The sequence below is a fragment of the Corynebacterium aquatimens genome (assembly GCF_030408395.1).
GTDB classification, from domain to species: Bacteria; Actinomycetota; Actinomycetes; order Mycobacteriales; family Mycobacteriaceae; genus Corynebacterium; species Corynebacterium aquatimens.
Genome location: NZ_CP046980.1, coordinates 2465038 through 2486654 on the forward strand (window position 1 = coordinate 2465038; position 21617 = coordinate 2486654).

At 62.0% G+C, this 21617-nt stretch carries 25 protein-coding genes and 2 pseudogenes; 17 read left to right on the plus strand and 10 right to left on the minus strand.

What is annotated here, in order from left to right; genetic code table 11:
* Positions 1–38 precede the first annotated feature (38 nt).
* The 5 genes from rraA (CAQUA_RS10860) to CAQUA_RS10880 are packed head-to-tail and all read left to right on the plus strand — an operon-like array spanning position 39 to position 5022.
* Positions 39–560: a ribonuclease E activity regulator RraA gene (rraA, locus tag CAQUA_RS10860; protein WP_196825097.1), complete on the plus strand. Its 522-nt coding sequence runs from the start codon at positions 39–41 to the stop codon at positions 558–560.
* A gap of 4 nt (positions 561–564) precedes the next feature.
* Positions 565–1386, plus strand: coding sequence for an Fpg/Nei family DNA glycosylase (locus CAQUA_RS10865; RefSeq protein WP_196825107.1), 822 nt, complete (start codon positions 565–567; stop codon positions 1384–1386).
* 32 nt (positions 1387–1418) lie between these two features.
* On the plus strand, positions 1419–3005 hold the full coding sequence (locus CAQUA_RS10870; protein WP_196825106.1) for a bifunctional ADP-dependent NAD(P)H-hydrate dehydratase/NAD(P)H-hydrate epimerase: 1587 nt from the start codon (positions 1419–1421) through the stop codon (positions 3003–3005).
* A gap of 49 nt (positions 3006–3054) precedes the next feature.
* A complete protein-coding gene (locus tag CAQUA_RS10875; RefSeq protein WP_196825693.1) occupies positions 3055–4200 on the plus strand; it encodes an MFS transporter in 1146 nt (381 codons plus the stop codon).
* Positions 4201–4215: 15 nt separating this feature from the next.
* Positions 4216–5022, plus strand: coding sequence for a hypothetical protein (locus tag CAQUA_RS10880; protein ID WP_196825105.1), 807 nt, complete (start codon positions 4216–4218; stop codon positions 5020–5022).
* 8 nt (positions 5023–5030) lie between these two features.
* On the opposite strand, the gene CAQUA_RS10885 is transcribed toward CAQUA_RS10880, so the two are convergent.
* Both CAQUA_RS10885 and CAQUA_RS10890 read right to left on the minus strand, forming a co-directional pair.
* Positions 5031–5348 (minus strand): DUF202 domain-containing protein, encoded by a 318-nt coding sequence (locus tag CAQUA_RS10885; protein ID WP_196825104.1) that lies wholly within the window; start codon positions 5346–5348, stop codon positions 5031–5033.
* A 13-nt stretch (positions 5349–5361) separates the two neighbouring features.
* Entirely contained in the window at positions 5362–5724 is a 363-nt protein-coding gene (locus tag CAQUA_RS10890) for a YidH family protein (RefSeq protein ID WP_196825103.1), read from the minus strand.
* Positions 5725–5898: 174 nt separating this feature from the next.
* Here CAQUA_RS10890 and CAQUA_RS10895 point away from each other — a divergent pair, with 174 nt between their 5' ends.
* Positions 5899–6870, plus strand: coding sequence for an acrylyl-CoA reductase family protein (locus tag CAQUA_RS10895; protein ID WP_196825102.1), 972 nt, complete (start codon positions 5899–5901; stop codon positions 6868–6870).
* A 27-nt stretch (positions 6871–6897) separates the two neighbouring features.
* On the opposite strand, the gene CAQUA_RS10900 is transcribed toward CAQUA_RS10895, so the two are convergent.
* The 3 genes from CAQUA_RS10900 to CAQUA_RS10910 form a co-directional block, all read right to left on the minus strand.
* Positions 6898–8184: a hypothetical protein gene (locus CAQUA_RS10900; protein WP_196825101.1), complete on the minus strand. Its 1287-nt coding sequence runs from the start codon at positions 8182–8184 to the stop codon at positions 6898–6900.
* Positions 8185–8202: 18 nt separating this feature from the next.
* The gene (locus CAQUA_RS10905; RefSeq protein ID WP_231375536.1) at positions 8203–10314 is read right to left on the minus strand and encodes a hypothetical protein; all 2112 of its coding nucleotides are present in this window, start codon (positions 10312–10314) and stop codon (positions 8203–8205) included.
* A gap of 284 nt (positions 10315–10598) precedes the next feature.
* On the minus strand, positions 10599–10736 hold the full coding sequence (locus CAQUA_RS10910) for a hypothetical protein (RefSeq protein ID WP_196825100.1): 138 nt from the start codon (positions 10734–10736) through the stop codon (positions 10599–10601).
* 19 nt (positions 10737–10755) lie between these two features.
* Here CAQUA_RS10910 and CAQUA_RS10915 point away from each other — a divergent pair.
* Positions 10756–10917: pseudogene (locus CAQUA_RS10915) on the plus strand (isocitrate lyase); the annotation flags it as partial.
* Positions 10918–10994: 77 nt separating this feature from the next.
* Here the strand turns inward: CAQUA_RS10915 and CAQUA_RS10920 are convergent.
* A complete protein-coding gene (locus CAQUA_RS10920) occupies positions 10995–11138 on the minus strand; it encodes a GNAT family protein (RefSeq protein WP_231375535.1) in 144 nt (47 codons plus the stop codon).
* Between the two features lie 37 nt (positions 11139–11175).
* A pseudogene (locus tag CAQUA_RS11260) lies at positions 11176–11604 on the minus strand (GNAT family N-acetyltransferase); the annotation flags it as partial.
* Between the two features lie 21 nt (positions 11605–11625).
* Here CAQUA_RS11260 and vapB point away from each other — a divergent pair.
* The 9 genes from vapB (at position 11626) to CAQUA_RS10970 (ending at position 19083) form a co-directional block, all read left to right on the plus strand.
* Positions 11626–11847 (plus strand): type II toxin-antitoxin system VapB family antitoxin, encoded by a 222-nt coding sequence (gene vapB / locus CAQUA_RS10930; RefSeq protein WP_196825098.1) that lies wholly within the window; start codon positions 11626–11628, stop codon positions 11845–11847.
* Positions 11848–11962: 115 nt separating this feature from the next.
* Positions 11963–12484 (plus strand): ribonuclease E activity regulator RraA, encoded by a 522-nt coding sequence (gene rraA, locus CAQUA_RS10935; RefSeq protein WP_196825097.1) that lies wholly within the window; start codon positions 11963–11965, stop codon positions 12482–12484.
* Positions 12485–12488: 4 nt separating this feature from the next.
* Positions 12489–13313 carry an Fpg/Nei family DNA glycosylase gene (locus CAQUA_RS10940; protein ID WP_196825096.1) on the plus strand — a complete coding sequence of 275 codons (825 nt, stop codon included), beginning with the start codon at positions 12489–12491 and terminating at the stop codon, positions 13311–13313.
* A 39-nt stretch (positions 13314–13352) separates the two neighbouring features.
* The gene (locus tag CAQUA_RS10945; RefSeq protein WP_196825095.1) at positions 13353–13604 is read left to right on the plus strand and encodes a hypothetical protein; all 252 of its coding nucleotides are present in this window, start codon (positions 13353–13355) and stop codon (positions 13602–13604) included.
* Entirely contained in the window at positions 13601–14032 is a 432-nt protein-coding gene (locus CAQUA_RS10950; RefSeq protein ID WP_196825094.1) for a type II toxin-antitoxin system VapC family toxin, read from the plus strand. The genes CAQUA_RS10945 and CAQUA_RS10950 overlap by 4 nt, the downstream gene beginning before the upstream one ends.
* Before the next feature lie 2 nt (positions 14033–14034).
* Positions 14035–15648, plus strand: coding sequence for a bifunctional ADP-dependent NAD(P)H-hydrate dehydratase/NAD(P)H-hydrate epimerase (locus tag CAQUA_RS10955; RefSeq protein WP_196825093.1), 1614 nt, complete (start codon positions 14035–14037; stop codon positions 15646–15648).
* A 358-nt stretch (positions 15649–16006) separates the two neighbouring features.
* The gene (locus tag CAQUA_RS10960) at positions 16007–17152 is read left to right on the plus strand and encodes an MFS transporter (protein WP_196825691.1); all 1146 of its coding nucleotides are present in this window, start codon (positions 16007–16009) and stop codon (positions 17150–17152) included.
* A gap of 10 nt (positions 17153–17162) precedes the next feature.
* Positions 17163–17690, plus strand: coding sequence for a hypothetical protein (locus CAQUA_RS10965; protein ID WP_196825092.1), 528 nt, complete (start codon positions 17163–17165; stop codon positions 17688–17690).
* Between the two features lie 85 nt (positions 17691–17775).
* A complete protein-coding gene (locus tag CAQUA_RS10970) occupies positions 17776–19083 on the plus strand; it encodes an IS1096 element passenger TnpR family protein (RefSeq protein ID WP_196825091.1) in 1308 nt (435 codons plus the stop codon).
* Here the strand turns inward: CAQUA_RS10970 and CAQUA_RS10975 are convergent.
* Positions 19080–19400, minus strand: a complete 321-nt coding sequence (locus tag CAQUA_RS10975) for a DUF202 domain-containing protein (protein WP_196825090.1) — start codon at positions 19398–19400, stop codon at positions 19080–19082. The genes CAQUA_RS10970 and CAQUA_RS10975 overlap by 4 nt on opposite strands.
* 5 nt (positions 19401–19405) lie before the next feature.
* Complete coding sequence (locus CAQUA_RS10980) at positions 19406–19768, minus strand: YidH family protein (RefSeq protein WP_196825089.1); 363 nt, start codon at positions 19766–19768, stop codon at positions 19406–19408.
* A 175-nt stretch (positions 19769–19943) separates the two neighbouring features.
* Here CAQUA_RS10980 and CAQUA_RS10985 point away from each other — a divergent pair, with 175 nt between their 5' ends.
* On the plus strand, positions 19944–20906 hold the full coding sequence (locus CAQUA_RS10985; protein ID WP_196825088.1) for an acrylyl-CoA reductase family protein: 963 nt from the start codon (positions 19944–19946) through the stop codon (positions 20904–20906).
* A 207-nt stretch (positions 20907–21113) separates the two neighbouring features.
* Here CAQUA_RS10985 and CAQUA_RS10990 read toward each other — a convergent pair whose 3' ends face one another.
* Positions 21114–21596, minus strand: coding sequence for a VanZ family protein (locus CAQUA_RS10990; protein ID WP_435383916.1), 483 nt, complete (start codon positions 21594–21596; stop codon positions 21114–21116).
* Between the last annotated feature and the right edge of the window lie 21 nt (positions 21597–21617).

Genomic DNA, 21617 nt, shown 5'->3' on the forward strand with positions numbered 1-21617 from the left:
CGTGAATGAGAACCACTAGGCCTTAAAGGAGCACCGCCATGACTGACACCAGCATTCAGTTCATCCCCACCGCAGACATCGTGGACATCTACGACGATTTCGAGGACGATGTGCAAAGCTGCGACACCCAGTTCCGCAACTTCGGCGGCCGCACGGAGTTCTGCGGGGAGATCGTCACGATCTCCTGCTTCCAGGACAACGGTCTGGTGAAAAAGACGCTCAACTCCCCCGGCGAGGGCAAGGTGCTCGTCGTCGATGGTCATGGCAGCCTGCACACAGCGCTCATGGGCGACATGATCGCGGAGGCTGGCGTGGAGAACGGCTGGGCTGGGGTGATCATCAACGGCCCGATCCGCGACTCCGCCGAGGTGGCCAAGATGGACTTCGGCTGCAAGGCACTGGGCACGAACCCCCGCAAGTCCGCCAAGGAAGGCGCGGGGAAGACGGACATCGTGATCCGCTTGGGCGGCATCGACTTTATCCCCGGCCACTACGTGTACGCGGATTCGGACGGGATCATTGTCACGCCGGAACCCGTCGTCAAGCGCGAAGAGGCGTAAACTTTTGCCCGAAGGTCACGTCCTCCATGGGCTCGCAAACGAGCTCAACGCGCATTTCGCCGGCACATCGCTCGAGGTCACCAGCCCGCAGGGCCGCTTCGCGCATGAGGCATCGCTTATCTGCGGCGCGCGTCTCCACCGCGCCTACGCCCACGGCAAGCATCTGTTCATCGACTTTGATGCCGAAGACATCGGCGACACGCCGGCGCACATCGTCTACATCCACTTAGGCCTCATCGGCTCGCTGCGTTTCGAACCCGCGGACGAGGAGTGGGGGCAGATGCGCCTGCACATCTCCGACGGAACGATCGCCGCGAACCTGCGCGGCCCCCAGTTCTGTCGCTTGCTTACAGATGCCGAGGTCGCCGCGATCACGGACACAAGCGGGGAAGACCCTATCCGCGCCGACGCCGACCCCGATCAGGTCTTTGAGCGCGTCCACCGCTCCAAACGCACGATCGGCTCGCTGCTCATGGACCAGAAGATGTTCGCCGGCGTGGGCAACATTTACCGCGCTGAGGTGCTATTTCGCAACAACCTCTCCCCCACCGTTCCCGGTAATGCCCTCGACCGCGGCACCTTCGACGCGATCTGGGACGACCTCGTGGATCTCATGCGCTACGGAGTGGAGACCGGCCGCATCGACACAGTGCGCGAGGACCATACGCCCGAGGCCATGGGGCGTGAACCCCGCAAGGATGACCACGGCGGCGAGGTCTACGTCTACCGCCGGGCGGGCCTACCCTGCTACGTCTGCGGCTCGCCGATCGCGACCAAGGTCGTGGAAGGCCGGAAACTCTACTGGTGCCCGGAATGCCAAAAGTGAACGTACGTACTTCTGAAATCACCATTAGAGCCATGATTCAGGCGTACACAGCAGATGAGATCCGGGCGGCGGAGGCACCCCTGCTCCGCCAGCAAGAACACCCCGACGAGCTGATGCGGTCCGCTGCGCACGCGGTGTATCTGGCCGCCGCCCACATGCTGACCTGGCCCGACGTTGCTGCCACAGTCCGCCCGTCACCGCGCGTGCTACTGCTGGTGGGCAAGGGCGGAAACGGCGGTGATGCGCTCTACGCCGGTGTGGAGCTGCTCGCGGAGGGCCACGCGGTTGATGCGTGGCTGGCCTGGGGCAGCGCCCACCGGTCGGCGCTCGACGCATTTGTCCACGCGGGCGGAACAGTACTTAGCGCATCACCCGAAGCCCGCACGTACCGCCGCGCCATCGATGGACTCACGGGCCTGGGTGGCGCGGGCAGCCTAGGTGAACGTGGCGGGGAGATCGCGCAGGTCCTGGAAGGCCTCAAGGCGTTCCGCACGCGCATATTAAGCGTCGACGTGCCGTCTGGCATCGTGGCCGACACCGGCGTCAAGGGTGAGGTCCACGTCGTCGCCGATGCGACGGTGACCTTCGGCGGATGGCGCTACGCGCACGGCCTCGCGCCCGAGACCGGTATCCAGCTCCTCGCCGACCCGGGCATAGCCGCCACCAGCGCGAACTCACGCACGATCGGTGGCAATCTCCCCTGGGCCGATGACGCGCCGCTGCTCTTCCGCGCTCTCGAAGACGACCACGACTGGCCGGATGGCTTCACTCTTTTAGGCCCCAGCACGGGGGGCTCGCTCGAACCGGGCTTCCACGATGACAAGTACTCCGGCGGTGTGGTGGGTGTTTGCGCAGGCAGCGGCATTTACCCCGGCGCAGCGCTCCTCGCCACGGCGGGCGCGCTGCACGCCACCCCCTCGATGGTGCGCTACGTCGGCCCCCAGGCCCAAGAGGTGGTGCGGGCCCACCCGGAGGTCGTGGTCACGCAAAGCCTGGAGAAAGCCGGCCGCGTGCAGGCGTGGGTCTTCGGCCCCGGCGCGGGTACCGGCACCAAAGCGTGGGGCAGACTCGTGCGCCTGCTCGAGCGCCCGGAGCCGTTGCTCATCGACGCCGATGGGCTCACCCTTCTCGCCGAATCTGCGGACCTTCAGAACCAGCTGCGCAGGCGCGAAGGCATCACCGTGCTCACCCCCCACGACGGCGAGTTCGCCCGCCTCATCGGCTCGGAGTGGCTGAAACCGTCCGTACGACCGGACCCGAAGGGCCGCTTCGACGAAACGAAAGCCCTGGCAGAAGCCTTGAATTGCCACATCGTGAGAAAGGGGCGGTGCACCATCATTGCGCATCCATTTAATGGACCTGACGCAATCGTTGACACTGCCAACTCTTGGGCGGCCACCCCCGGCTCCGGAGACGTCTTGGCAGGACTCATGGGTGCGCGCATCGCACACAGCCCCGATATCATCCACGCTGAGATCATTCACGCCGTGACCATCCATGCCGTGGCCGCCTCGCTGGCGGCGCAGACGGAGTACGGTCCGGCTCAGACCCATGCGTCCGCCATCGCGCGCGCTATTCCGGCCGCCACGGCCAAGCTCACTGGAGAACGCGATGCCTAGAACGCCCCCGCAGAGGAAACCGCCTCAAACGACCGAACGGTCCGACACCATGCAGTGGATACCGCTGGTAGCCATCAGCTTCGCGGCGTTCGTGTACGTCACGTACGAGATGTTCATGGTCGGGCTTATCACACCGATCAGCGCTGATCTCGGCGTGAGCGAGGGCCTCGTCGGGCTCCTCATGACCGTGTACGCGGGCCTGGTGGCCGTGGTCACGCTTCCGCTCATGTGGTTCACCCGCAACGTCAACCGCCGCCCCCTTCTCATCAGCACGCTGGTTTTTCTGGCCGGTGGCATCGTCCTTCAGGCCATCGCGCACACGTACTGGGTTCTCGTCGCCGCGCGCGTGTGCGCCGCGTTGACGCATGGGCTTTTCTGGTCCCTGGTCAACCCCATGTCCGCGCGGCTCTCCCCCGCCGGAATGACCGGTCGCGCGGTGGCGGTTGTCTCGCTCGGCTCCACGTTCGCGCTGGTCCTCGGCTCGCCGATCTCCACGTTCATCGGAAACGCCCTCGGCTGGCGTGCCTCAACGTGGATCCTGGGCGCGGTGACGGTGGCGTCGATAAGCGTGCTCTTGCTCTCTCTTCCCTCCATGCCCCAGCTTGAGCGCAAGGCGCTTGACGACGATAGGAAGCAGACCACCGCCATCCTCCAGCTGGTGGTGTACCTCGCGCTGAGCGTGACGGCGGTGTTTAGCACCTATTCCTACCTGGGGTTGATCGTGGAACGCACCGTCGGATTGCAGTACGTGGCCGCGGGTTTGAGCGCCTACGGGCTCTTCGGGATCGTGGGCGTGCTCATTGCCGGCCGGCGGGTGGATTCGCGCATGATCCGCATCAACGCGCTGGCCGCAGCCACGCTGGTACTCGCAGCGGCTTTCGGTGCCGTGGCGTTTATCACCGACGGCATCACTCAATGGATCGCCCTCGGCGCCCTCATCGTGGTGCTGGGCACCGCAGCCGGTGCGCTGCCCACGTCCGCCACCACCATCTTCATGCACGCCGGCCAGGCGCAGCAGGACCGCGCCAGCGCCATCTACGTGGTTACTTTCCAAGTGGGGATCGCCTCCGGTGCGGCGCTCGGCGCGGCGTGCGTGGACTCGGGCCATCTCGCGGCCGTTCTGGGTGTGACAGCCCTGCTCGCGGCGTTGGGCTGCGCCGAACTCATGGTGCGGGCGCGTCCGAGACTGAAGTAGCGGTAGTCTGGCCGCATGGAGCACGAGCAAATGCCGGCACGGCGCGTGGGCGCCTGGACTTTCAACGAACCCTGCAACGCCGTCCTGGTCACTCCCTCCGGGGTGGAGCTGGGCCTCACGCTTGACCAGGAGGTGGCGGAGCAGCTCGGCTACAACGTGCACGTTCCCCTCGCCCACGACATCTTGAGTTTTGACGGTGATTCCGCAGGCACGGCTACCGTCTTTGCCGGCAGCCTCTTCGGGGCAGACGTGGACCTGGGAGCCCCGGTCGAGGGCGCCGAGCTCACCATCGCACCGAACACGGAATTCACGCTCTGGGTCACCCGCGACTACGAGCACGTGCTGCTGGTCACCGGCACCGGGGCTCTGCGGGCCGTGGACGTGCGCGCCATCGCGTCCCACCTGGATCTTCCCATCCCGTCCCGGAACCCACGGGAATCCTCTGTCCCAGCGGTCGCGCAGCTCCGCGCGTTCCTCGAGTCCATTGGCCTTCTCAGCAACGACGGCATGCAGGTGAGCATTTCCCCTTACGCCCGGTCGATCTACGATAGGCCCGACGTTGTCTTGGCCAACGTCGCCGACGGATTCGCCGAGGTCTACGGTCTGCAGACCTGGGAAGAGATCCTGGAATGGGCGGGCTTTGAAACCGAAACGCTCATCGACCCCGAGGTTGTGATCACCCCGGACAACCCCGAGCAGGTCGTGGACCTTTTCATCGGTTTGGGCATCTTCGAGCCCACCTCCACCCGCTACCGCATCGAGGGCACGCCGGACGGGCGCGATTTCCTCACGGCCCTTCTCGAGTTCGGAACGCCCAACTAAACAGAAGATCACACGCTGAGCACGAGGAACATACCGATCGCCCCGAGCACCAGCATCGCCGCGGACATCCCTAGGACGCCGCGCGCATTCGCAGCCACCCTTTCGTGCGCGAGGCCTTCCGCTTGACGACGGTACATTGCCCGCTCCCGCAGCCCAATCACTCCCGCCACGACCGCAAGCAGCCCGATGGCCCCGAACACCACCGTCGGATACGGTTGCGACCAGCGCAGCAACGTGAGCGAGCACACCATCATCGCCGCCGCGGTTCGGGTCCACGACATCGCCGTGCGCTCCGGCTGAAGTCCCTCATCTGCGACCTGGATCATATAAGTCCGCCGTCTAGAGCACCCCGGCGATCACGACGACGCACGCGACCGCGATCCCTAAGCCCATCAACGGCACGATCGCGGGCGCCGGCAGCGGCCGCCCGTGGCGCAGGGCCCTCTCGATCCTCGCCCACCGCACCGCGGCCCCGAGCGCGATCGCCATACCCATAGCAATGACTACCACCGAAGCAATTCGCCGGATCTCCGGGTCGATGCCCGGTAGCGCAAAGGCCTCCAACGCGATGCCACCTGCCAGAAATGCAAGAGACGTTCGTGTCCATGCGAGGAAAGTTCTCTCGTTGGCGAGGGTGAAACGCGGGTCCGGCTCCTCCCCGCTGGGAAGTACCGCCCGCGTAAACCAGTCGCGCTCGCTCACAAACCCCGATCCTACAGGCCCGCGTGAGCGTTTGGCCCACCCAATCCCACGCACCAGGAACTCTCAACGAGCCAGAGGCGAACGAATATAAACCACACCTTATACTCCCTGCTCACAGCCAGTCAGTGCACGGCCCGATAGCACCTCACCGCGCACATCCCTACCCTTGTAGCCATGAACGCACCACGCAGCCTCATTGTCACCGAATCCGGTCCAGACCTTGTTCCCACGAAGCCTGATTTCGAGGGAACCGGCGATACCCTCATCCGGGTCTCGCATTCCTCCGTCAACTACAAGGACGCGATGGCTCTTGAAGGCAGCGTGGGCATCATCCGCACCTATCCCACCGTCGCTGGCATCGATGCCGTCGGTGAGGTCCTCGAGTCCGACTCCCTCACCCCCGGCACCCTTGTCACCGTCAACGGCTGGGGCATCGGCGAGCGCCGCCACGGTGGGTACACGCAGAGCATGCGTATCGACGCATCCCGCCTCACCCCCGTCCCCTCCCCCTTCGACGCGTGGACCGCGGCCGCGATCGGCACCGCGGGCTACACAGCCGCCCTCGCGGTCGCCGCCTACGAGAAAACGCGCCCCGACCAAGGCGACCTTCCCGTCCTCGTCACCGGCGCAACCGGCGGCGTCGGTTCGGTGACCGTCCAGTTGCTGGCGAGCCGCGGTCATACCGTTGCAGCCCTGACCGGCCGACCCGATGAGTACGGGGACTACCTGCGTGACCTCGGAGCTACAGAGATTATCGACCGCGCAGAGTTCGAACACCCCGGAAAGCCTCTCCAAAAGATCCGCTTCGCCGGCGCCCTCGACGCCATCGGCGGCGCTCCCCTCGCAAATGTTCTGGCAAGCGTGCGGTGGGGCGGCACGGTCACCGCGTGCGGTCGCGCCGCTGGCAACGAGATCCCCACCACCGTCATGCCGTTCATCCTGCGCAACGTCCACCTCGTCGGCGTCAACTCCGTTGATGCCCCACGCGAATACCGCGAGGAAGCGTGGCAACTTCTCGCCGAATCCCTCGATGTGGACAAGCTCAGTGCCTACACGCAGACCATCGACCTCGAGGGCGTCGAAGCCGTCGGCCGCGGCCTCCTAGCTGGCACTGGCCACGGCCGCACTGTCGTCGAGGTGATGTAGTTGTCCTGACCCGTTAGGCCAGTGAAACTAGTTTGGTGCGTGCACGTTGTCCTGCGCCGAACCGTAGTTCCTGCTGAACCCGAACGCCTGTCGTTCCACCGCTCCCTGGGTTGAGGAGTTATCGACGGCACCGATGTATTGAGGCACCGCCCCCACGAAGTTGCTGGTGCTTGGTGTTCCGCCGTATGGGTTCGTGTACCAGGTCGTTGGGCCACCGGCGTTGCGTAGCACGGTTCCAGCCACGTAAATGTCGCGCTTCGCACCATTGAATGCCGAGCCGAGTGCGTACTGCTCGGTTCCCTCATCGACCTTGTAACCTGGGATGGCAAACGCGCCCGAACTGTTGGACAGCTTCGCGGTGGGTACGGCTTGCTTTGCTGTACTGTCCCAGGTTCTCGACGGGTTCCGGACTCCAAAGAACGGCGAGTATTGCGCCAGTGGTACCCCCGAGGTGGGTCCCTCGATCCGACCGTTGCTGTCCCACCGCTCATAGGCGGCCCAGACATCTTTGTATTTCTTCAAACAGTCGGACGTGGGAATGCGGCGCTTGCCGCCGGCTCCCGCCGGCAGATTCGAACCCGAGGTTTTGATCGTTTTACCGCTGCAGTTTTCGGTAAACTCGTTCGGATTGCCGAACGTGTCCAGCGTGGACACCACGGCTTCCGTTCCGTCGCTGCATTGCACCGCGTAGAACAGCTCGTGCGCGTTGTTGTTCGTCGCATCAGACGAGTGTGTTCCTTGGTGCAGCTTGATCAGATAATTACAGGTCACGGGCTTTCCCTTGGAGTCCTCCACGTATCCCTTGGTGCGGTCTTCGTTGACGAGTTTCACGTCATTGACCACGAAAACCTTGTGTCCGTAATGGTCTTCGTGGCGGTGGGCCGGATTGGTGCTTGCCTGCTGTGCGTACTCCACAGACTGATGCCCCACGTACCCGAACGGAATCCCCGTCACCGCCTGCCCGTTGGGCGCGATCTGGTTAAGCTTTTCCATCGTCCACGCGTAGATTTTGGAATCCTCCGGGTTGTCCCCGTGTTCATGGCCAAAAGCGCAGGTAGAACCATCCGCACGCGTAATCACCGTCGGGTGCCAGCCGTCATACTTACGGCCGTCCGGTGCAGTTACCATGAACCTCTCATGGTCTGTACCAGTGCACATGTCTACGCCCTGGGTTTTTCTCTGGCTTGTATTGTTCGCATGCGTGCTGTGAACCGTGTCCTCCGCTTGCACCGGCGCGCCAAGACCGAGCCCGGTTGCAAACATCATCGCCGAGCCGAGACCCAACAATACAGCGCGGTTCAAAACCATCTTCATAAAGCTCTTTCGCATTGCTTATCGACGTCCTTCCAGTACCGCGCGCACTGCTTCTACAAATTCATGCGTTTCCCTCGGGAAACGCCAGTTCATAACGCCCGCAATGGCGAGTACCCCACCGATAGTCCCGAGAAGAGCACCGATGACCGCGCCAATCACGGTTCCAACCGTCGACGAACTGTTCTTACCGTCCGCGCCGTCCTTGCCCGGCTCGCCGTCCTTACCCGGCTCGCCGTCCTTACCGTCCGCGCCGTCCTTACCGTCCGCGCCGTCCTTACCGTCCGCGCCGTCCTTGCCCGGCTCGCCGTCCTTACCGTCCGCGCCGTCCTTGCCCGGCTCGCCGTCCTTACCGTCCGCGCCGTCCTTACCGGGCTGTCCCGGTGCTCCCTGCGAACCGTTCGCTTTCACACCGGTGTCCTTGGACCCGATCCACCAGTTCCCGTTGTCACCTACGAACGGCGTGTTGCCGTCAGCGCCGTCCTTGCCCGGCTCGCCGTTCTTGCCGTCAGCGCCGTTCTTGCCGTCAGCGCCGTTCTTGCCGTCAGCGCCGTCCTTGCCGTCAGCGCCGTTCTTGCCTTCTTCACCTTGGAGCGAAGCGAGGTATTCCTGCATGCTCTTCTCAGCGTTGCCCGGCTCCTTGAGCCACAGCTCATAGGCGGATTCACCCTTTGATCCCGCGGCGACAACACCGGTGTCGGTTCCGTTAACCCACCAGGTCCCGCCTGAACCGATCACCGGTACGACCGGGGCTTTCGCACGTTGCGCGGGCATCGTGGCCAACGTAACCGATGGCTTTCTGTCCGTCGACTGCACTCCGTCGGAGCCGAACGCAATGTCCGGGTTGCCGTCTCCATTCATGTCTCCTGGCGCGGACACAGACCTACCAGCCCGTTGCCCTGCGCGGTCACCGTACACCGTGGCGTGCTGGGATGCAGGCAGTGATTCCATTGAAATGACACCCGTGGATGCGGAAGTCAGTGCGTTGGCCGAGACCAAGTGGACCTGCCCGGCGGCCTTCTCTCCCGCACGTCCATCAGCGCTCCACGATCCGATTACCAGCGTAGATGCGGCACTTGAATCACCCCTCGTCGGGTGGGACACCGCCACGCTAAACCCAGTTCCGCTACTATTCTGCGGCGCAACGAGCGCGATCCCTCTCGATTTTCCATTACTGTCATAAGCCCCGCGATTGGTTTCGTTGTGGAAGTCCGTTACCACATCTTCAGTGGACTTCCCGCCCCACACAACTACGGCAGCCCCGGAGTTTCGGAGCGAATCCGCTCCGATCAACAAATCATCAAACCCATCATTGTTTAGGTCCCCAGCTCCGACCGTGGACATCCCAAGGCGGTCTCTGCCCTCAAGAGGGCCTGAGATCACGAAACCTTTTTCTCCTAGCGGCTTGGAGAGATCAAGGTTCTGAGGCTTTCCGGTACCGAAAATGACCCAGACCATCCCGTTCGCGGAATCTTTGGCTTCAGGCGATTTGGCTGCGTAGTAACTCGCAGCGTAATCCTCATTTCCGTCTCCATTTATGTCACCGATGTCCTTGAATTCCTGTATCTTCCCGGTCCCATTAGTGACAGTCATGAGGAGACGGCTTTTGTCTGAAGAGGCATCGTACGTTGCGATGTCGTCAACACCCTTAAAAACCTCGATCTTCGAATGGTTCGACATGATCGCGATGTCATTAAGACCATCGCCGTCGACATCCCCTACGCTGTTCACGCCATTGGAGAAGCGCGGCGGAGCCCCCTTGATGAAGTAGCCCTTTGTCCCCATGAATTGCAACGAGGTCGTATCAAGATTCTTATCGCCGAAGACGACTGGAGCTACGGAGTTGATGTAGTCGGAAAAGACTACATCGTCGTAACCATTTCCGTTCGTATCCCCGAGGCAGGCAACACTGAAACCCATTAGGGAGGACTGATACTGGGTCGACTGCTCGAGGCGCACAACTCCCAAGTCTTCATCATCAATCGGTTTGGAACCGTCACCCGCCTGCTTGAAGTTTTCCCAGGTAACCCCGTACCCGGCACCGAGTCGCTTTCCTTCGCGCTGCCACATCCAATCTTGGACGAATAGTTCGGGTCGGCCGTCGCCGAGCAGGTTGCATCCGGTTGGCGCCATGCTCGCTCCGAGCGCGTTTCCCGGGGCACCGTAAAGGGTATAGATCCCGACTGGGGAGAGCGCTGATCTCGGCTCCGCCTCCGAAAGCGGTCCGGTATGGAGCGTCGTTGCCGTTACGGTTATCGCCGTAAGGCAGGCCAATCTGCGGCGGAGCGTACTCGATCGAAGTGGTCGCATTAGGTACCCCTTAATTAAGTTAGGCAACACTGACCAAACAATCTTAAGTTGTACATCCGCCCAGGGCAAGTACTAACTAGATGGCGCTTTACGCCCTCCGCTTGCCGCTACTTCACCACCAGGTTAACCATCCGGCCCGGCACCACGATGGTCTTCACCACGTCCTTGCCCTCGAGCAGGCCGGCGATCCGATCGTCGTTACGCGCGAGCTCCTCGATCGCATCCTTGGAGGCCTCCGTGGGCACATCGATTCGCGCGCGTACTTTGCAGAACCGCGAGTTCGCCGCAGCTGCAGACCGCGGCTTCACCGCTGTGAAGCACCAGCGTGAGGTCGGTGCTGGCTACTTCGACGCCATCGCCACCACCGTTGACCCGAACTCCTCCACCACCGCCCTGAAGGGCTCCACCGAGGAGGGCCAGTTCTAAGCATCTAGCTTCGAACTAACGCGAACCCGCCCTGCCGCTGTGCAGTGCGGGTTTTTCGTGCGCTTGGGGGCTGGTGGCTATTCAGCGTCGCTCATTTGGTCCCACTCCCTTTTGAGCATGGCATAGGTCAACTCGTCCCCCCATTCGCCTTTGAAAATCTCTAGCTCGCGGAAGTGAGCTTCCTTGCGCATCCCAAGCCATGAGCCGGGCAGAGCCAGCATTTCGCGGATCGCACCTTCCGATGATGCGGTGCAGATTTAGGGTCTCAAATCCGAAGCGGAGCATCTCGCGGGCTGCTTCCGAAGCTAGTCCTTTCCCTTGGTAATCGGGATGAAACACAAATCCGAATTCGCCCTGAAGATTTTCCCGGCTCAGCAGCATCAGAAGAACGTAACCGATGACCTTCCCGTCGTACTCAACGGCCAAGAGAAGAGTGTCTCCGTCACTCTCGAGCTTCGTCTGAGTCATCCGCTTGGCCAGCTCTGCGGCGTTATCCTCGCGAGTGAGGGGCTCGTTGTATAGGTACCGAGCGACATCGTCTCGGGATTCGAAATCAAACATGTCGTCTTCGTCGGCAGGCGTGAACGGTCTAATGATTAGACGGGGGGTTGTGATGGGTCGATCGAGCTGGAACGATGTCATGGAATTGAGGGTACTGTGTCCCACAGACCAGTGATATCGTGACATCACTATCGAGAGGAGGCCGTGATGGATATTTTGATTAGGGGCATATCGGACGCAGCCGTAAAACGTTTGGACTCTGAAGCCGCCGAACTTGGGCTTTCCAGGAACGAATACCTGCGACGCAAAATTGAAGACACGGTGGAACCCAAGTCTCGAAGGAAGATCACGGCGGATGATTGGGCCCGTACCGCCCGTATTCACGCTGATCTCTCGGACGAAGAAGTAATGCGCTCGGCATGGCATTAAACGGCTGGTTGATCGACAAGTCAGCGTACGTTCGGTTTTCAGCTGACCGGCTCCAACATGGTGAAACGGCGTAGGCTCGTGAATGAGAACCACTAGGCCTTAAAGGAGCACCGCCATGACTGACACCAGCATTCAGTTCATCCCCACCGCAGACATCGTGGACATCTACGACGATTTCGAGGACGATGTGCAAAGCTGCGACACCCAGTTCCGCAACTTCGGCGGCCGCACGGAGTTCTGCGGGGAGATCGTCACGATCTCCTGCTTCCAGGACAACGGTCTGGTGAAAAAGACGCTCAACTCCCCCGGCGAGGGCAAGGTGCTCGTCGTCGATGGTCATGGCAGCCTGCACACAGCGCTCATGGGCGACATGATCGCGGAGGCTGGCGTGGAGAACGGCTGGGCTGGGGTGATCATCAACGGCCCGATCCGCGACTCCGCCGAGGTGGCCAAGATGGACTTCGGCTGCAAGGCACTGGGCACGAACCCCCGCAAGTCCGCCAAGGAAGGCGCGGGGAAGACGGACATCGTGATCCGCTTGGGCGGCATCGACTTTATCCCCGGCCACTACGTGTACGCGGATTCGGACGGGATCATTGTCACGCCGGAACCCGTCGTCAAGCGCGAAGAGGCGTAAACTTTTGCCCGAAGGTCACGTCCTCCATGGGCTCGCAAACGAGCTCAACGCGCATTTCGCCGGCACATCGCTCGAGGTCACCAGCCCGCAGGGCCGCTTCGCGCATGAGGCATCGCTTATCTGCGGCGCGCGTCTCCACCGCGCCTACGCCCACGGTAAACATCTGTTCATCGACTTTGATGCCAGCGAGACCCACCCAGATTCCCCGGCCCACATTGTCTACATCCACTTGGGTCTCATCGGTTCGCTCAGGTTTGAGCCGGCTGATGATGAATGGGGGCAAATGCGCCTGCACATTTCCAACGGCACCGTCGCCGCGAACCTGCGCGGACCGCAGTTCTGCAGGTTGCTTACCAGCGCCGAAGCCGCGGCGATCACGGACCGCTCCGGCGAAGACCCCATCCGTGCCGACGCCGACCCCGACGTCCTGTGGGAGTCAGTGCACCGGTCGAAGCGAACCATCGGCTCGCTTCTCATGGACCAAAAAATGTTCGCCGGCGTGGGCAACATCTACCGCGCCGAGGTCTTGTTCAGGCAAAACCTGTCCCCGACCGTGCCCGGAAACACCCTCGACCGTGGTACGTTCGACGCGATTTGGACCGACCTCGTCGACTTGATGCGCTACGGCGTGGAAACAGGCCGGATTGACACCGTCCGTGAAGACCACACGCCCGAGGCAATGGGCCGCGAGCCCCGGAAGGACGACCACGGCGGGGAGGTTTACGTCTACCGCCGGGCGGGTCTGCCCTGCTACGTCTGCGGCACACCCATTTCCACCAAGGTCGTCGAAGGCCGCAAGCTCTACTGGTGCCCTACCTGCCAAAAATAGCCATTGATCAGCAGCACCACTGGTGCTACCCTTTTACACATGAGGCTCACCGTTCGCCTAGACCCCGAGATTTACGTGGCCGCCAAGGAGCTAGCTGCTGAAGAAAAGATCAGCACTGGCGAAGCAGTAAATGAGATTGCCCGTCGTGGATTGGCGGCACGTCCTGTGAGGAAAAAGTTCACCATGCCTACCAAAAAAGTAGGAATGAAGATTGATTGCACGAACGTTGTCGAGGTTCTCGATTACTTGGACCGGGTCGATGGACCCGAATCAGAAGAGCGCGTAAGTTGATCGTTGACGCCAACGTTCTCATCTATGCGGTCGCAGAGGATTCTGCGCACCATCGTGCTGCTTTACGCTGGCTAGAGGACGCGTTGAACGGTCCACAACGAGTCGGGTTTCCATGGTTGTCTCTGCTGGCTTTCCAGAGAATTCTCACGAACCCACGTATCCAAAGTTCGCCGCTCTCAGCTGCAGAAGCATCTGATTACATCGATCTTTGGTTGAGACAGGACAATGCATGGGTCCCACAACCCGGAAACGGACACGCTGCGATCTTGCGTCGGCTCACCGTTGAATCCAAAGCCGTTGGGAATTTGGTTCCTGATGCCCATCTAGCTGCTCTCGCGGTCGAGTACGGTACATCGGTGGTGTCTTTCGACCGAGACTTTGCGAAGTTTGAAGGGGTCACGTGGCTAAATCCCCTGGAGGATGCATAACCATGTTGCTGGCGTACACGGCGGATGAAATCCGCGCTGCGGAAGCACCGCTTCTTCGCACACAGGCAGAGCCAGATGAACTGATGAAGTCGGCAGCCCACGCAGTCTTCCTCGCAGCGCAGTCGATGCTCACGTGGCCGGACCAGGTCGGCCACATTCGAAAGGATCCCCGCGTACTCCTCCTCGTCGGTAAGGGCGGCAACGGCGGGGACGCGCTCTACGCCGGCGTAGAACTGCTTGCCGCTGGTCACACGGTCGACGCGTGGCTGGCGTGGGGCACCGCGCACGAACGCGCGCTCGCGGCGTTCACGCAGGCTGGAGGGACCGTTCTCCCCCACGACGCGACGGACTTCCGCGACTACCGCCTTGCCATCGATGGCCTCACCGGCCTAGGCGGCGCGGGCTCCCTCGGGGAGGACGTCGCCAAAGTGCTCGAGGAACTCCGCGGATTCTGGTCGCGAATCTTAAGCGTCGATGTTCCTTCTGGCATCGTCGCCGACACAGGCGAGAAAGGCGCCACCCACGTCGTCGCCGATGCCACCGTCACATTCGGCGGCTGGCGGTACGCCCACGGCCTCGCGCCTGAATGCGGCATCCAACTCCTCGCGGATCCGTACACGCACGCCGGGAGCATCAGCGAAAACCTCGGCTGGCCCGACGGAAACCCACACCTGTTCCGCGCCATCGAGGACGCCCACGAGTGGCCGGACGGTTTTACGTTGCTCGGCCCCTGTAACGAAGGCTCACTCGAACCCGGCTTCGCGGACGATAAATACTCCGGCGGTGTCGTGGGCATTCGCGCTGGTAGCAGCCAATATCCCGGCGCGGCGATCCTGTCGGCGTCCGGCGCGGTCCACGCCACGCCGTCGATGGTCCGCTACGTCGGCCCGCAAGCCGTCGAGGTCGTCCGCGCGCACCCAGAAATCGTCGCTACGCAACGGCTCGAAGACGCCGGGCGCGTCCAGGCGTGGGTCTTCGGCCCCGGCACCGGCACAGACGCTGACGCCTTCAATGACCTCGCGGCACTCATTGATCGCCCAGAGCCATTGCTTATCGACGCCGACGGGCTCACCCTCATCTCCAACTCAGCAACCCTGGTCGATCGCCTTCGCGCTCGGGAGGGCTTTACCGTCCTGACGCCTCATGACGGTGAATTTGAACGCCTCATCACAACAGAATGGATCGCCCCCGCCGATCTGCCCGAGCACGCGGGACGCTTCGTCGAAACGAAAGCCCTGGCTAACGCCTTGAATTGCACGATAGTCCGAAAAGGTAGATCAACAATAATCGTGGACCCAATTAATCAGCGAGCATCAATCGTTGATACCGCCAACTCGTGGGCAGCTACCCCTGGATCCGGCGACGTGCTGTCTGGCCTCATGGGCGCGCGCATTGCCCGCTCGGTGGTGCGGTTTGGCGATCGTGCCGCCGGCCTGGATCTCTTCCAGTCCGTCACCATCCATGCCGTCGCCGCCCAGATCTCTGCCAACACCCCGTTCGGCCCCGGCCCGACCCACGCATCCGCGATCGCCGCGGCCATCCCCGCCGCCACTGCGAAGATCACCCGGATCCCCAACCCTCCCGCCGCTGTCTCCCACCCTCCGGCACGCCCCTGACGTCACTAACACCACCCCGACCCATAAACCGTATCTCACGTTTCTGACCTGCACCTTTCCTAACCGCCCGGCCCCAGGCCATGGCCGGCTGTCACCATCGTCAGGAGTCGCCTTCCTGCCCGCTAGGTTCCCCGCCCGTCGATACGCGAAATTTATATCCAACTTTCGATATCCCCCGCAAACCCGCAGGTCACAGCGGTGACAGTTTTCACTGATACGTCAGCAAATCAAAATTTCGCGAATCGCCTGGGACGGACTCGCCTGCGCCAGGGCCAGAACAGGTTTAGCCTGGACCCTCGTGGGAAGAGAGAGGAAACGCGCGCCCAGGCCGGCGCAGACGACTGAACGCTCAGAGTCGATGCAGTGGGTGCCGCTCATCGCGATTAGTTTCGCGGCGTTCGTCTACGTCACCTATGAGATGTTCATGGTCGGCCTGATCACCCCGATCAGCCATGACCTGCGCGTTAGCGAAGGTCGCGTGGGCCTCCTGATGACCATTTACGCAGGCCTCGTCGCCGTAGTGACGTTGCCGTTGATGTGGCTTACGCGCAACGTCAACAGACGCCCGCTGCTGATCAGCACGTTGGTCTTCCTTACCGGCGGAATTGTTCTTCAGGCGCTCGCAGCTAATTATTGGGTTCTCGTTGCCGCGCGTATCTGCGCCGCCGTCACCCACGGCCTCTTCTGGTCCCTGGTCAACCCCATGTCAGCGCGTCTTTCCCCCGCCGGCTCCACAGGCCGGGCGGTCGCCATCGTGTCCCTTGGCTCGACGTTCGCACTGGTCTTGGGCTCGCCCATCTCCACGTTCATCGGCAACGCGCTCGGTTGGCGCACCTCGACGTGGATCCTGGGCGCGGTGACGGTTGCGTCGATAAGCGTGCTCATGCTCTCGCTTCCCTCGATGCCCCAGCTTAGGCGCAGTGAGCTTAACGACGACCACCCCACCACCTCCGCCATCCTCCAACTAGTGGTCTACCTCGCGTTGGCGGTGACAGCGATTTTCACAACGTACTCCTACCTGGGCCTCATCGTGGAACGGACCGTGGGTCTGCCCTATGTTGCAGCGGGGCTCAGCGCGTACGGTCTGTTCGGAATTGTCGGCGTGGTGATCGCGGGCCGGCGCGTGGATCGACGCATGATTCGGGTGAACGCAATCGCGGTGAGCGCTCTCATCGTTGCCGCTGCTTTGGGGTACCTGGCATTTCTCACTGAGGGTGTGGCGCAGTGGATCGCTCTTGGTGCGCTCATCGTGGTGCTGGGTACCGCGGCTGGTGCTCTGCCCACGTCCGCGACCACGATCTTCATGCACGCCGGACAACAGCAACAGGACCGGGCAAGCGCGATTTACGTGGTCACCTTCCAGGTCGGCATCGCATCCGGCGCGGCGCTCGGCGCGGTCTGTGTGGATTCCGGCTACCTCCCAGCGGTGCTTGGGGTGACGGCAGTTCTGGCTGCGCTGGGCAGTGCAGAACTTGTTCTGCGAGCACGACCAAAGCTCAAGTAGGCTTGCCCGCATGGACAATGAGCAAATGCCAGCTCGCCGAATCGGCGCGTGGACCTTCAATGAGCCTTGCAACGCGGTTTTGGTGACGCCCTCGGGCGTTGAGTTGGGCCTCACGCTGGACGAAGACGTTGCAGAAAACGTCGGCTACAACATCCACATTCCGCTCCCTCACACCTTGGTGGGCCTCGACGGTAGGGAGGTCGGCACCGCTACGGTGTTCGCGGGCGCTCTCTTCGGCCGCGAAGTGGAAGTCGGTGCCCCGGTGGAAGGCGCGGAGCTCTACCTTGAACCTAATGCTGACTTCACCGTGTGGGTGAACCGGGATTTTGAGCATGTTCTGATGACCTCGGATGACGGCATCGAACTCGAAGAAACCCAGCTTCCAGGCGGAGCCGTCGGGCACGTTGAGGCTGGCCGCCAGATGCTTCACATCGTAAACACCTCGTCCTCACGCACCACCGTGATCCTTCTGGGCGGGCCAGAACAGCAGGCCGAAGAGATTGACTACTCCGGCGACTACGAGATTCTGGATCACTAGCCACAACGCGCAGAAATGTACACTATAGTGTGCAATTCGCCCTGGATCCCAGCGCATGGGGTGCCAACGCCGTAAGGTTGGGCCCATGATCGTGTCGGTTCTGATGACCATAGAGGGTTCGCGCCCGGAGATTTCTCGCCTTGTCAACCTTGAGGGGACAACGGACCTTTCAGAGCTCTCCCCTATCATCGACGCAGCCTTCGGCTTTTCCGGCGTGGCCAAGCACTTTTACATGGCCAACGTCGGAGGCAAGAATCAGGTCTATTCCTCTTGGCCGTCCACGGGCGAACTCGATGAGGAACACGTCACCATCGCCGATATGCCCCCGATGACCTACGTGTATGACCCATCGGCAAACTGGAACGTCCACATTGAACGCTTCGGCACAGCTGAGGTGGAGGGCCCTACTCCACTGCTCGTCGACGCCCTCGGTCCCGATGTCATCGAAGCCTGCGGTGGGCCGGACATGATGACCCAGTTCCACACCGAAGCGCGCCGGCTTGCCGCAGGCCACAGCCCAAATTTAAAGGTTTCGCCGCTCCTCCTTAGCTTCATGCCGGTGATGAGTCCGGAACGGCTTATCCAACGTCTGTCCGCTGCTGACCATCCGTCGATAAGCGAGCGCATTGCGTTCACCGCCGAGGACCTGATGCTCGATGGCTCCGGCGAGCTAGAGGCGAACCCGCATTCGGAAGAGATCGCCGACAAGTTCGAAGAATTCATGGAATCTCGCCCTGACCTGCAGAATATTCTCTCCCTCGACCCGAACCCGGAGCGCAACCCCACGCTCATCGCCGCGATTTCGGAATTTTTCGCAGAGGAGATCGATGAGGATAACCCCGAATTCCTACTCAGCGAGCCCTTTGACCAGATCAATGACCATTGCCGCGCGCTATTGGTGCACTTCACCGTCCCGCGGAAACTCACCCAGGAAGGAAATCTGCGCGCCGCGGATGTCCGCGCCCTTGCAGAACCGCTCGGCCTACCTATCCCGTCGAGCCGGCCGCGCGAAATCAGCGTCCGGCCGATCCTTGAGCTGCGCCTTTTCTTTGAGTCCCTCGGCCACCTGATCAACGATAACCAGCAGGTCATCCTGTCCCCGCGCGGCCGCACCGCCTTAGTCGAGGGCGACCTCATGCTCCAGCAAATCTTCGATCATCTCCCCGGCTACTTCGGCCTTGACGTGTGGGATGAAGTGCTCGAATGGCTGGGTTTTGAGACGGAGGTTCTCATCGACCCCGAGGTCGTCACCATGCCCGACGACCCCGAATTCATCATCGATCTCTTCATCGGCCTCGGCGTACTCACCCCCACCTCCACCCGCCACCGCATGGAGGCCACCCCCTCAGGCCGCCTGTTCATCGAGGAGTTCTTCGACGACAGCGCCCTCTAAGCCATCAGCACCAGCGCCATTCCAATCACTCCGAGCACCATCATCGCGCCGGTCATCGCGAACACGCCGCCCACATTCGCCAGCACCAGCTCATCTTTGAGCCCCATTGCTTGTCGACGATAGGTCGCCCTCTCCCGCACCGCAATCACCATTGCTACCACCGTGAGCAACCCGATGGCCCCAAACACGAGCCCCGGGTATGGCTCTGACCAGCGCAGTAGCGTCAGCGCACACACAATGGTCGCTGCCGATGTTCGCGCCCACGCCATCGTCGTGCGCTCCGGCTGCAGTCCTTTGTCCGCGACTGGGATATCCATTGCTTTTAGAAAAGTCCCGCTATCACTACAACGCACGCGATCATGATCCCTAACCCGAGGATCGGCGCGATCGCTGGCGCCGGCAGCGGCCGCCCGTTGCGCAGCGCCCGCTCAGTCCGGACCCACCTCACCGATGCGCCCCCCGCAATCGCCATTCCCACGGCGATGATCATCACCGCTACCAAGCGCCGCACATCGGGATCAAGCCCCGGCAGCGCGAACGCCTCAAGCGCGATACCACCGGCCAGAAACGCCAGCGACGTACGCGTCCACGCAAGAAAGGTCCTCTCATTCGCGAGCGTGAACCGCGGATCCGGCTCCTCCCCATCCGGCAACACGGTCCGCGTGAACCAATCGCGCTCATTCATGAGCCCCGATTCTACCAAGCTTTACTACGCCCACTTTTAAGCGTTGTACCCATCCTTACCCCTTAAGCAGTGTCTGTTAGGCCCTTAGACGCGAAATCATATAGTGGACTTTTTATATACGCAGCTCATTAGCTTATCGACGCCACTTCCCACCCAACCCAACTACCCTGGTGCCATGACTACACCACAATCAGACGCAAAGAGCCTTATCGCTACCGAGGACGGCCCACAACTCGTCCCCACCCAACCCGAGTTCGCCGGCGAGGGCGACACATTGATCAACGTGTCCCACTCCTCCGTCAACTACAAGGACGGGATGGCCCTGGAAGGCAGCGCCGGCATCATCCGCCACTACCCCACCGTCGCTGGCATCGATGCAGTCGGCACCCTGGAGTCAGGTGAACTCGTCACCGTGAACGGTTGGGGCATCGGCGAGCGTCGCCACGGCGGCTACACGCAAACGCTAAAGATCGACTCCACCAAGATCACCCGTGTCCCCGACCGTTTCGACGCCTGGACCACCGCCGCCATCGGCACAGCCGGCTACACCGCTGCTCTTGCCGTCGCCGGGTACGAACGCTTCTCCCCCGACAAGGACGGCCCAGTTCTCGTCACCGGCGCGACCGGCGGCGTCGGATCCGTCACCATCCAGCTGCTTGCAGACCGCGGTTACGAGGTCGTGGCACTGACCGGTCGCGTCGACGAGTATGCCGATTACCTGCGCGACCTCGGCGCTACCGATGTCCTCGACCGCGCCGAATTCTCCGAACCCGGCAAACCTCTGCAGAAAGTCCGCTTCGCGGGTGCGCTCGACGCAGTCGGGTCCGTTCCGCTGGCCAACGTGTTGGCTCAGGTTCGTTGGGGCGGCACAGTCACCGCGTGCGGCCGCGCCGCCGGCGGGGACCTTCCCACAACCGTCATGCCGTTCATCCTGCGCGGGGTCAACCTCGTCGGCATCAACTCCGTCGATGCACCCGCCCCGTTCCGCGATGAAGCCTGGCAGCTCCTCGCAGAGTCCCTTGACGTGCAGAAACTCAAGGCATACACCGAAACCGTTGGCCTCGATGGAGTTCAGGAAGTCGGAGCCGGCCTTCTCGCAGGCACCCGCCACGGCCGCACCGTCGTCGAGGTTTCGTAGACCACTCCTAGGTGAATGCTCTAGTATCTATCTAAAGGTTCCACCCCGCTGACAAGAGCCCCTCCGGCTCTCCGTAGATCGGTAGGCGGGGTGGTCATTTCTTTTCTGGCCGGGGCCAATAGACAATTTTGCCACGACTGAACAGGTTGAAATCGTCCCTATTTGCGGACGCTCGCAAGAGAGTGGCGTTTACTTGTTTTCCCATCTTTAGATGTTCTTGATCTTGCTGGGGTCGCCGAGACTCTCACCCGCGATCAGGAGTCCAACGAATACCACCGCGGCGACGTACGAGAGCGCGACCCAGAGCCCGTGAAGCTTGGGACCGCACCATTTGGCCAGCGTCGCGCCGATGAAGGCGCCGAGTGTATTCATTACCAGATCGTCGATATCCGAGAATCCCAGTGCAAAAACGTACTGGGATACTTCTACGAGCAGGCTAAACCCAGCGCCGAATAGGGTAGCGGTCATGATTTGCCGTGTGCTGCGCTCGAAGAGAATGTACGCCAGCATCCCGACGGGTATGAAGAAGGCGACGTTGCCGCCGTACTCAAATATCGGTTTGAACCACGACGTGGCACCGACGAACTCATCGAGGGGGAGGAGCGAGACACCCCGACGCATCTGGTTGGCGGGGTCCCACAAATACCCGATGCGGTAGAAGGCCTTGAGCATGGTCAGGGCGATGACCACGCACAAGTAGGCAAGAAGGGC

Coding starts and splice junctions, on each gene's coding strand:
- rraA (WP_196825097.1), top strand. CDS start 39: ATGACTGACACCAGCATTCAGTTCATCCCCACCGCAGACATCGTGGAC.
- CAQUA_RS10870 (WP_196825106.1), top strand. CDS start 1,419: ATGATTCAGGCGTACACAGCAGATGAGATCCGGGCGGCGGAGGCACCC.
- CAQUA_RS10875 (WP_196825693.1), top strand. CDS start 3,055: ATGCAGTGGATACCGCTGGTAGCCATCAGCTTCGCGGCGTTCGTGTAC.
- CAQUA_RS10880 (WP_196825105.1), top strand. CDS start 4,216: ATGGAGCACGAGCAAATGCCGGCACGGCGCGTGGGCGCCTGGACTTTC.
- CAQUA_RS10885 (WP_196825104.1), bottom strand. CDS start 5,348: ATGATCCAGGTCGCAGATGAGGGACTTCAGCCGGAGCGCACGGCGATG.
- CAQUA_RS10895 (WP_196825102.1), top strand. CDS start 5,899: ATGAACGCACCACGCAGCCTCATTGTCACCGAATCCGGTCCAGACCTT.
- CAQUA_RS10900 (WP_196825101.1), bottom strand. CDS start 8,184: ATGAAGATGGTTTTGAACCGCGCTGTATTGTTGGGTCTCGGCTCGGCG.
- CAQUA_RS10905 (WP_231375536.1), bottom strand. CDS start 10,314: ATGGCGCCAACCGGATGCAACCTGCTCGGCGACGGCCGACCCGAACTA.
- CAQUA_RS10920 (WP_231375535.1), bottom strand. CDS start 11,138: ATGCTGGCTCTGCCCGGCTCATGGCTTGGGATGCGCAAGGAAGCTCAC.
- vapB (WP_196825098.1), top strand. CDS start 11,626: ATGGATATTTTGATTAGGGGCATATCGGACGCAGCCGTAAAACGTTTG.
- rraA (WP_196825097.1), top strand. CDS start 11,963: ATGACTGACACCAGCATTCAGTTCATCCCCACCGCAGACATCGTGGAC.
- CAQUA_RS10945 (WP_196825095.1), top strand. CDS start 13,353: ATGAGGCTCACCGTTCGCCTAGACCCCGAGATTTACGTGGCCGCCAAG.
- CAQUA_RS10955 (WP_196825093.1), top strand. CDS start 14,035: ATGTTGCTGGCGTACACGGCGGATGAAATCCGCGCTGCGGAAGCACCG.
- CAQUA_RS10960 (WP_196825691.1), top strand. CDS start 16,007: ATGCAGTGGGTGCCGCTCATCGCGATTAGTTTCGCGGCGTTCGTCTAC.
- CAQUA_RS10965 (WP_196825092.1), top strand. CDS start 17,163: ATGGACAATGAGCAAATGCCAGCTCGCCGAATCGGCGCGTGGACCTTC.
- CAQUA_RS10970 (WP_196825091.1), top strand. CDS start 17,776: ATGATCGTGTCGGTTCTGATGACCATAGAGGGTTCGCGCCCGGAGATT.
- CAQUA_RS10975 (WP_196825090.1), bottom strand. CDS start 19,400: ATGGATATCCCAGTCGCGGACAAAGGACTGCAGCCGGAGCGCACGACG.
- CAQUA_RS10980 (WP_196825089.1), bottom strand. CDS start 19,768: ATGAATGAGCGCGATTGGTTCACGCGGACCGTGTTGCCGGATGGGGAG.
- CAQUA_RS10985 (WP_196825088.1), top strand. CDS start 19,944: ATGACTACACCACAATCAGACGCAAAGAGCCTTATCGCTACCGAGGAC.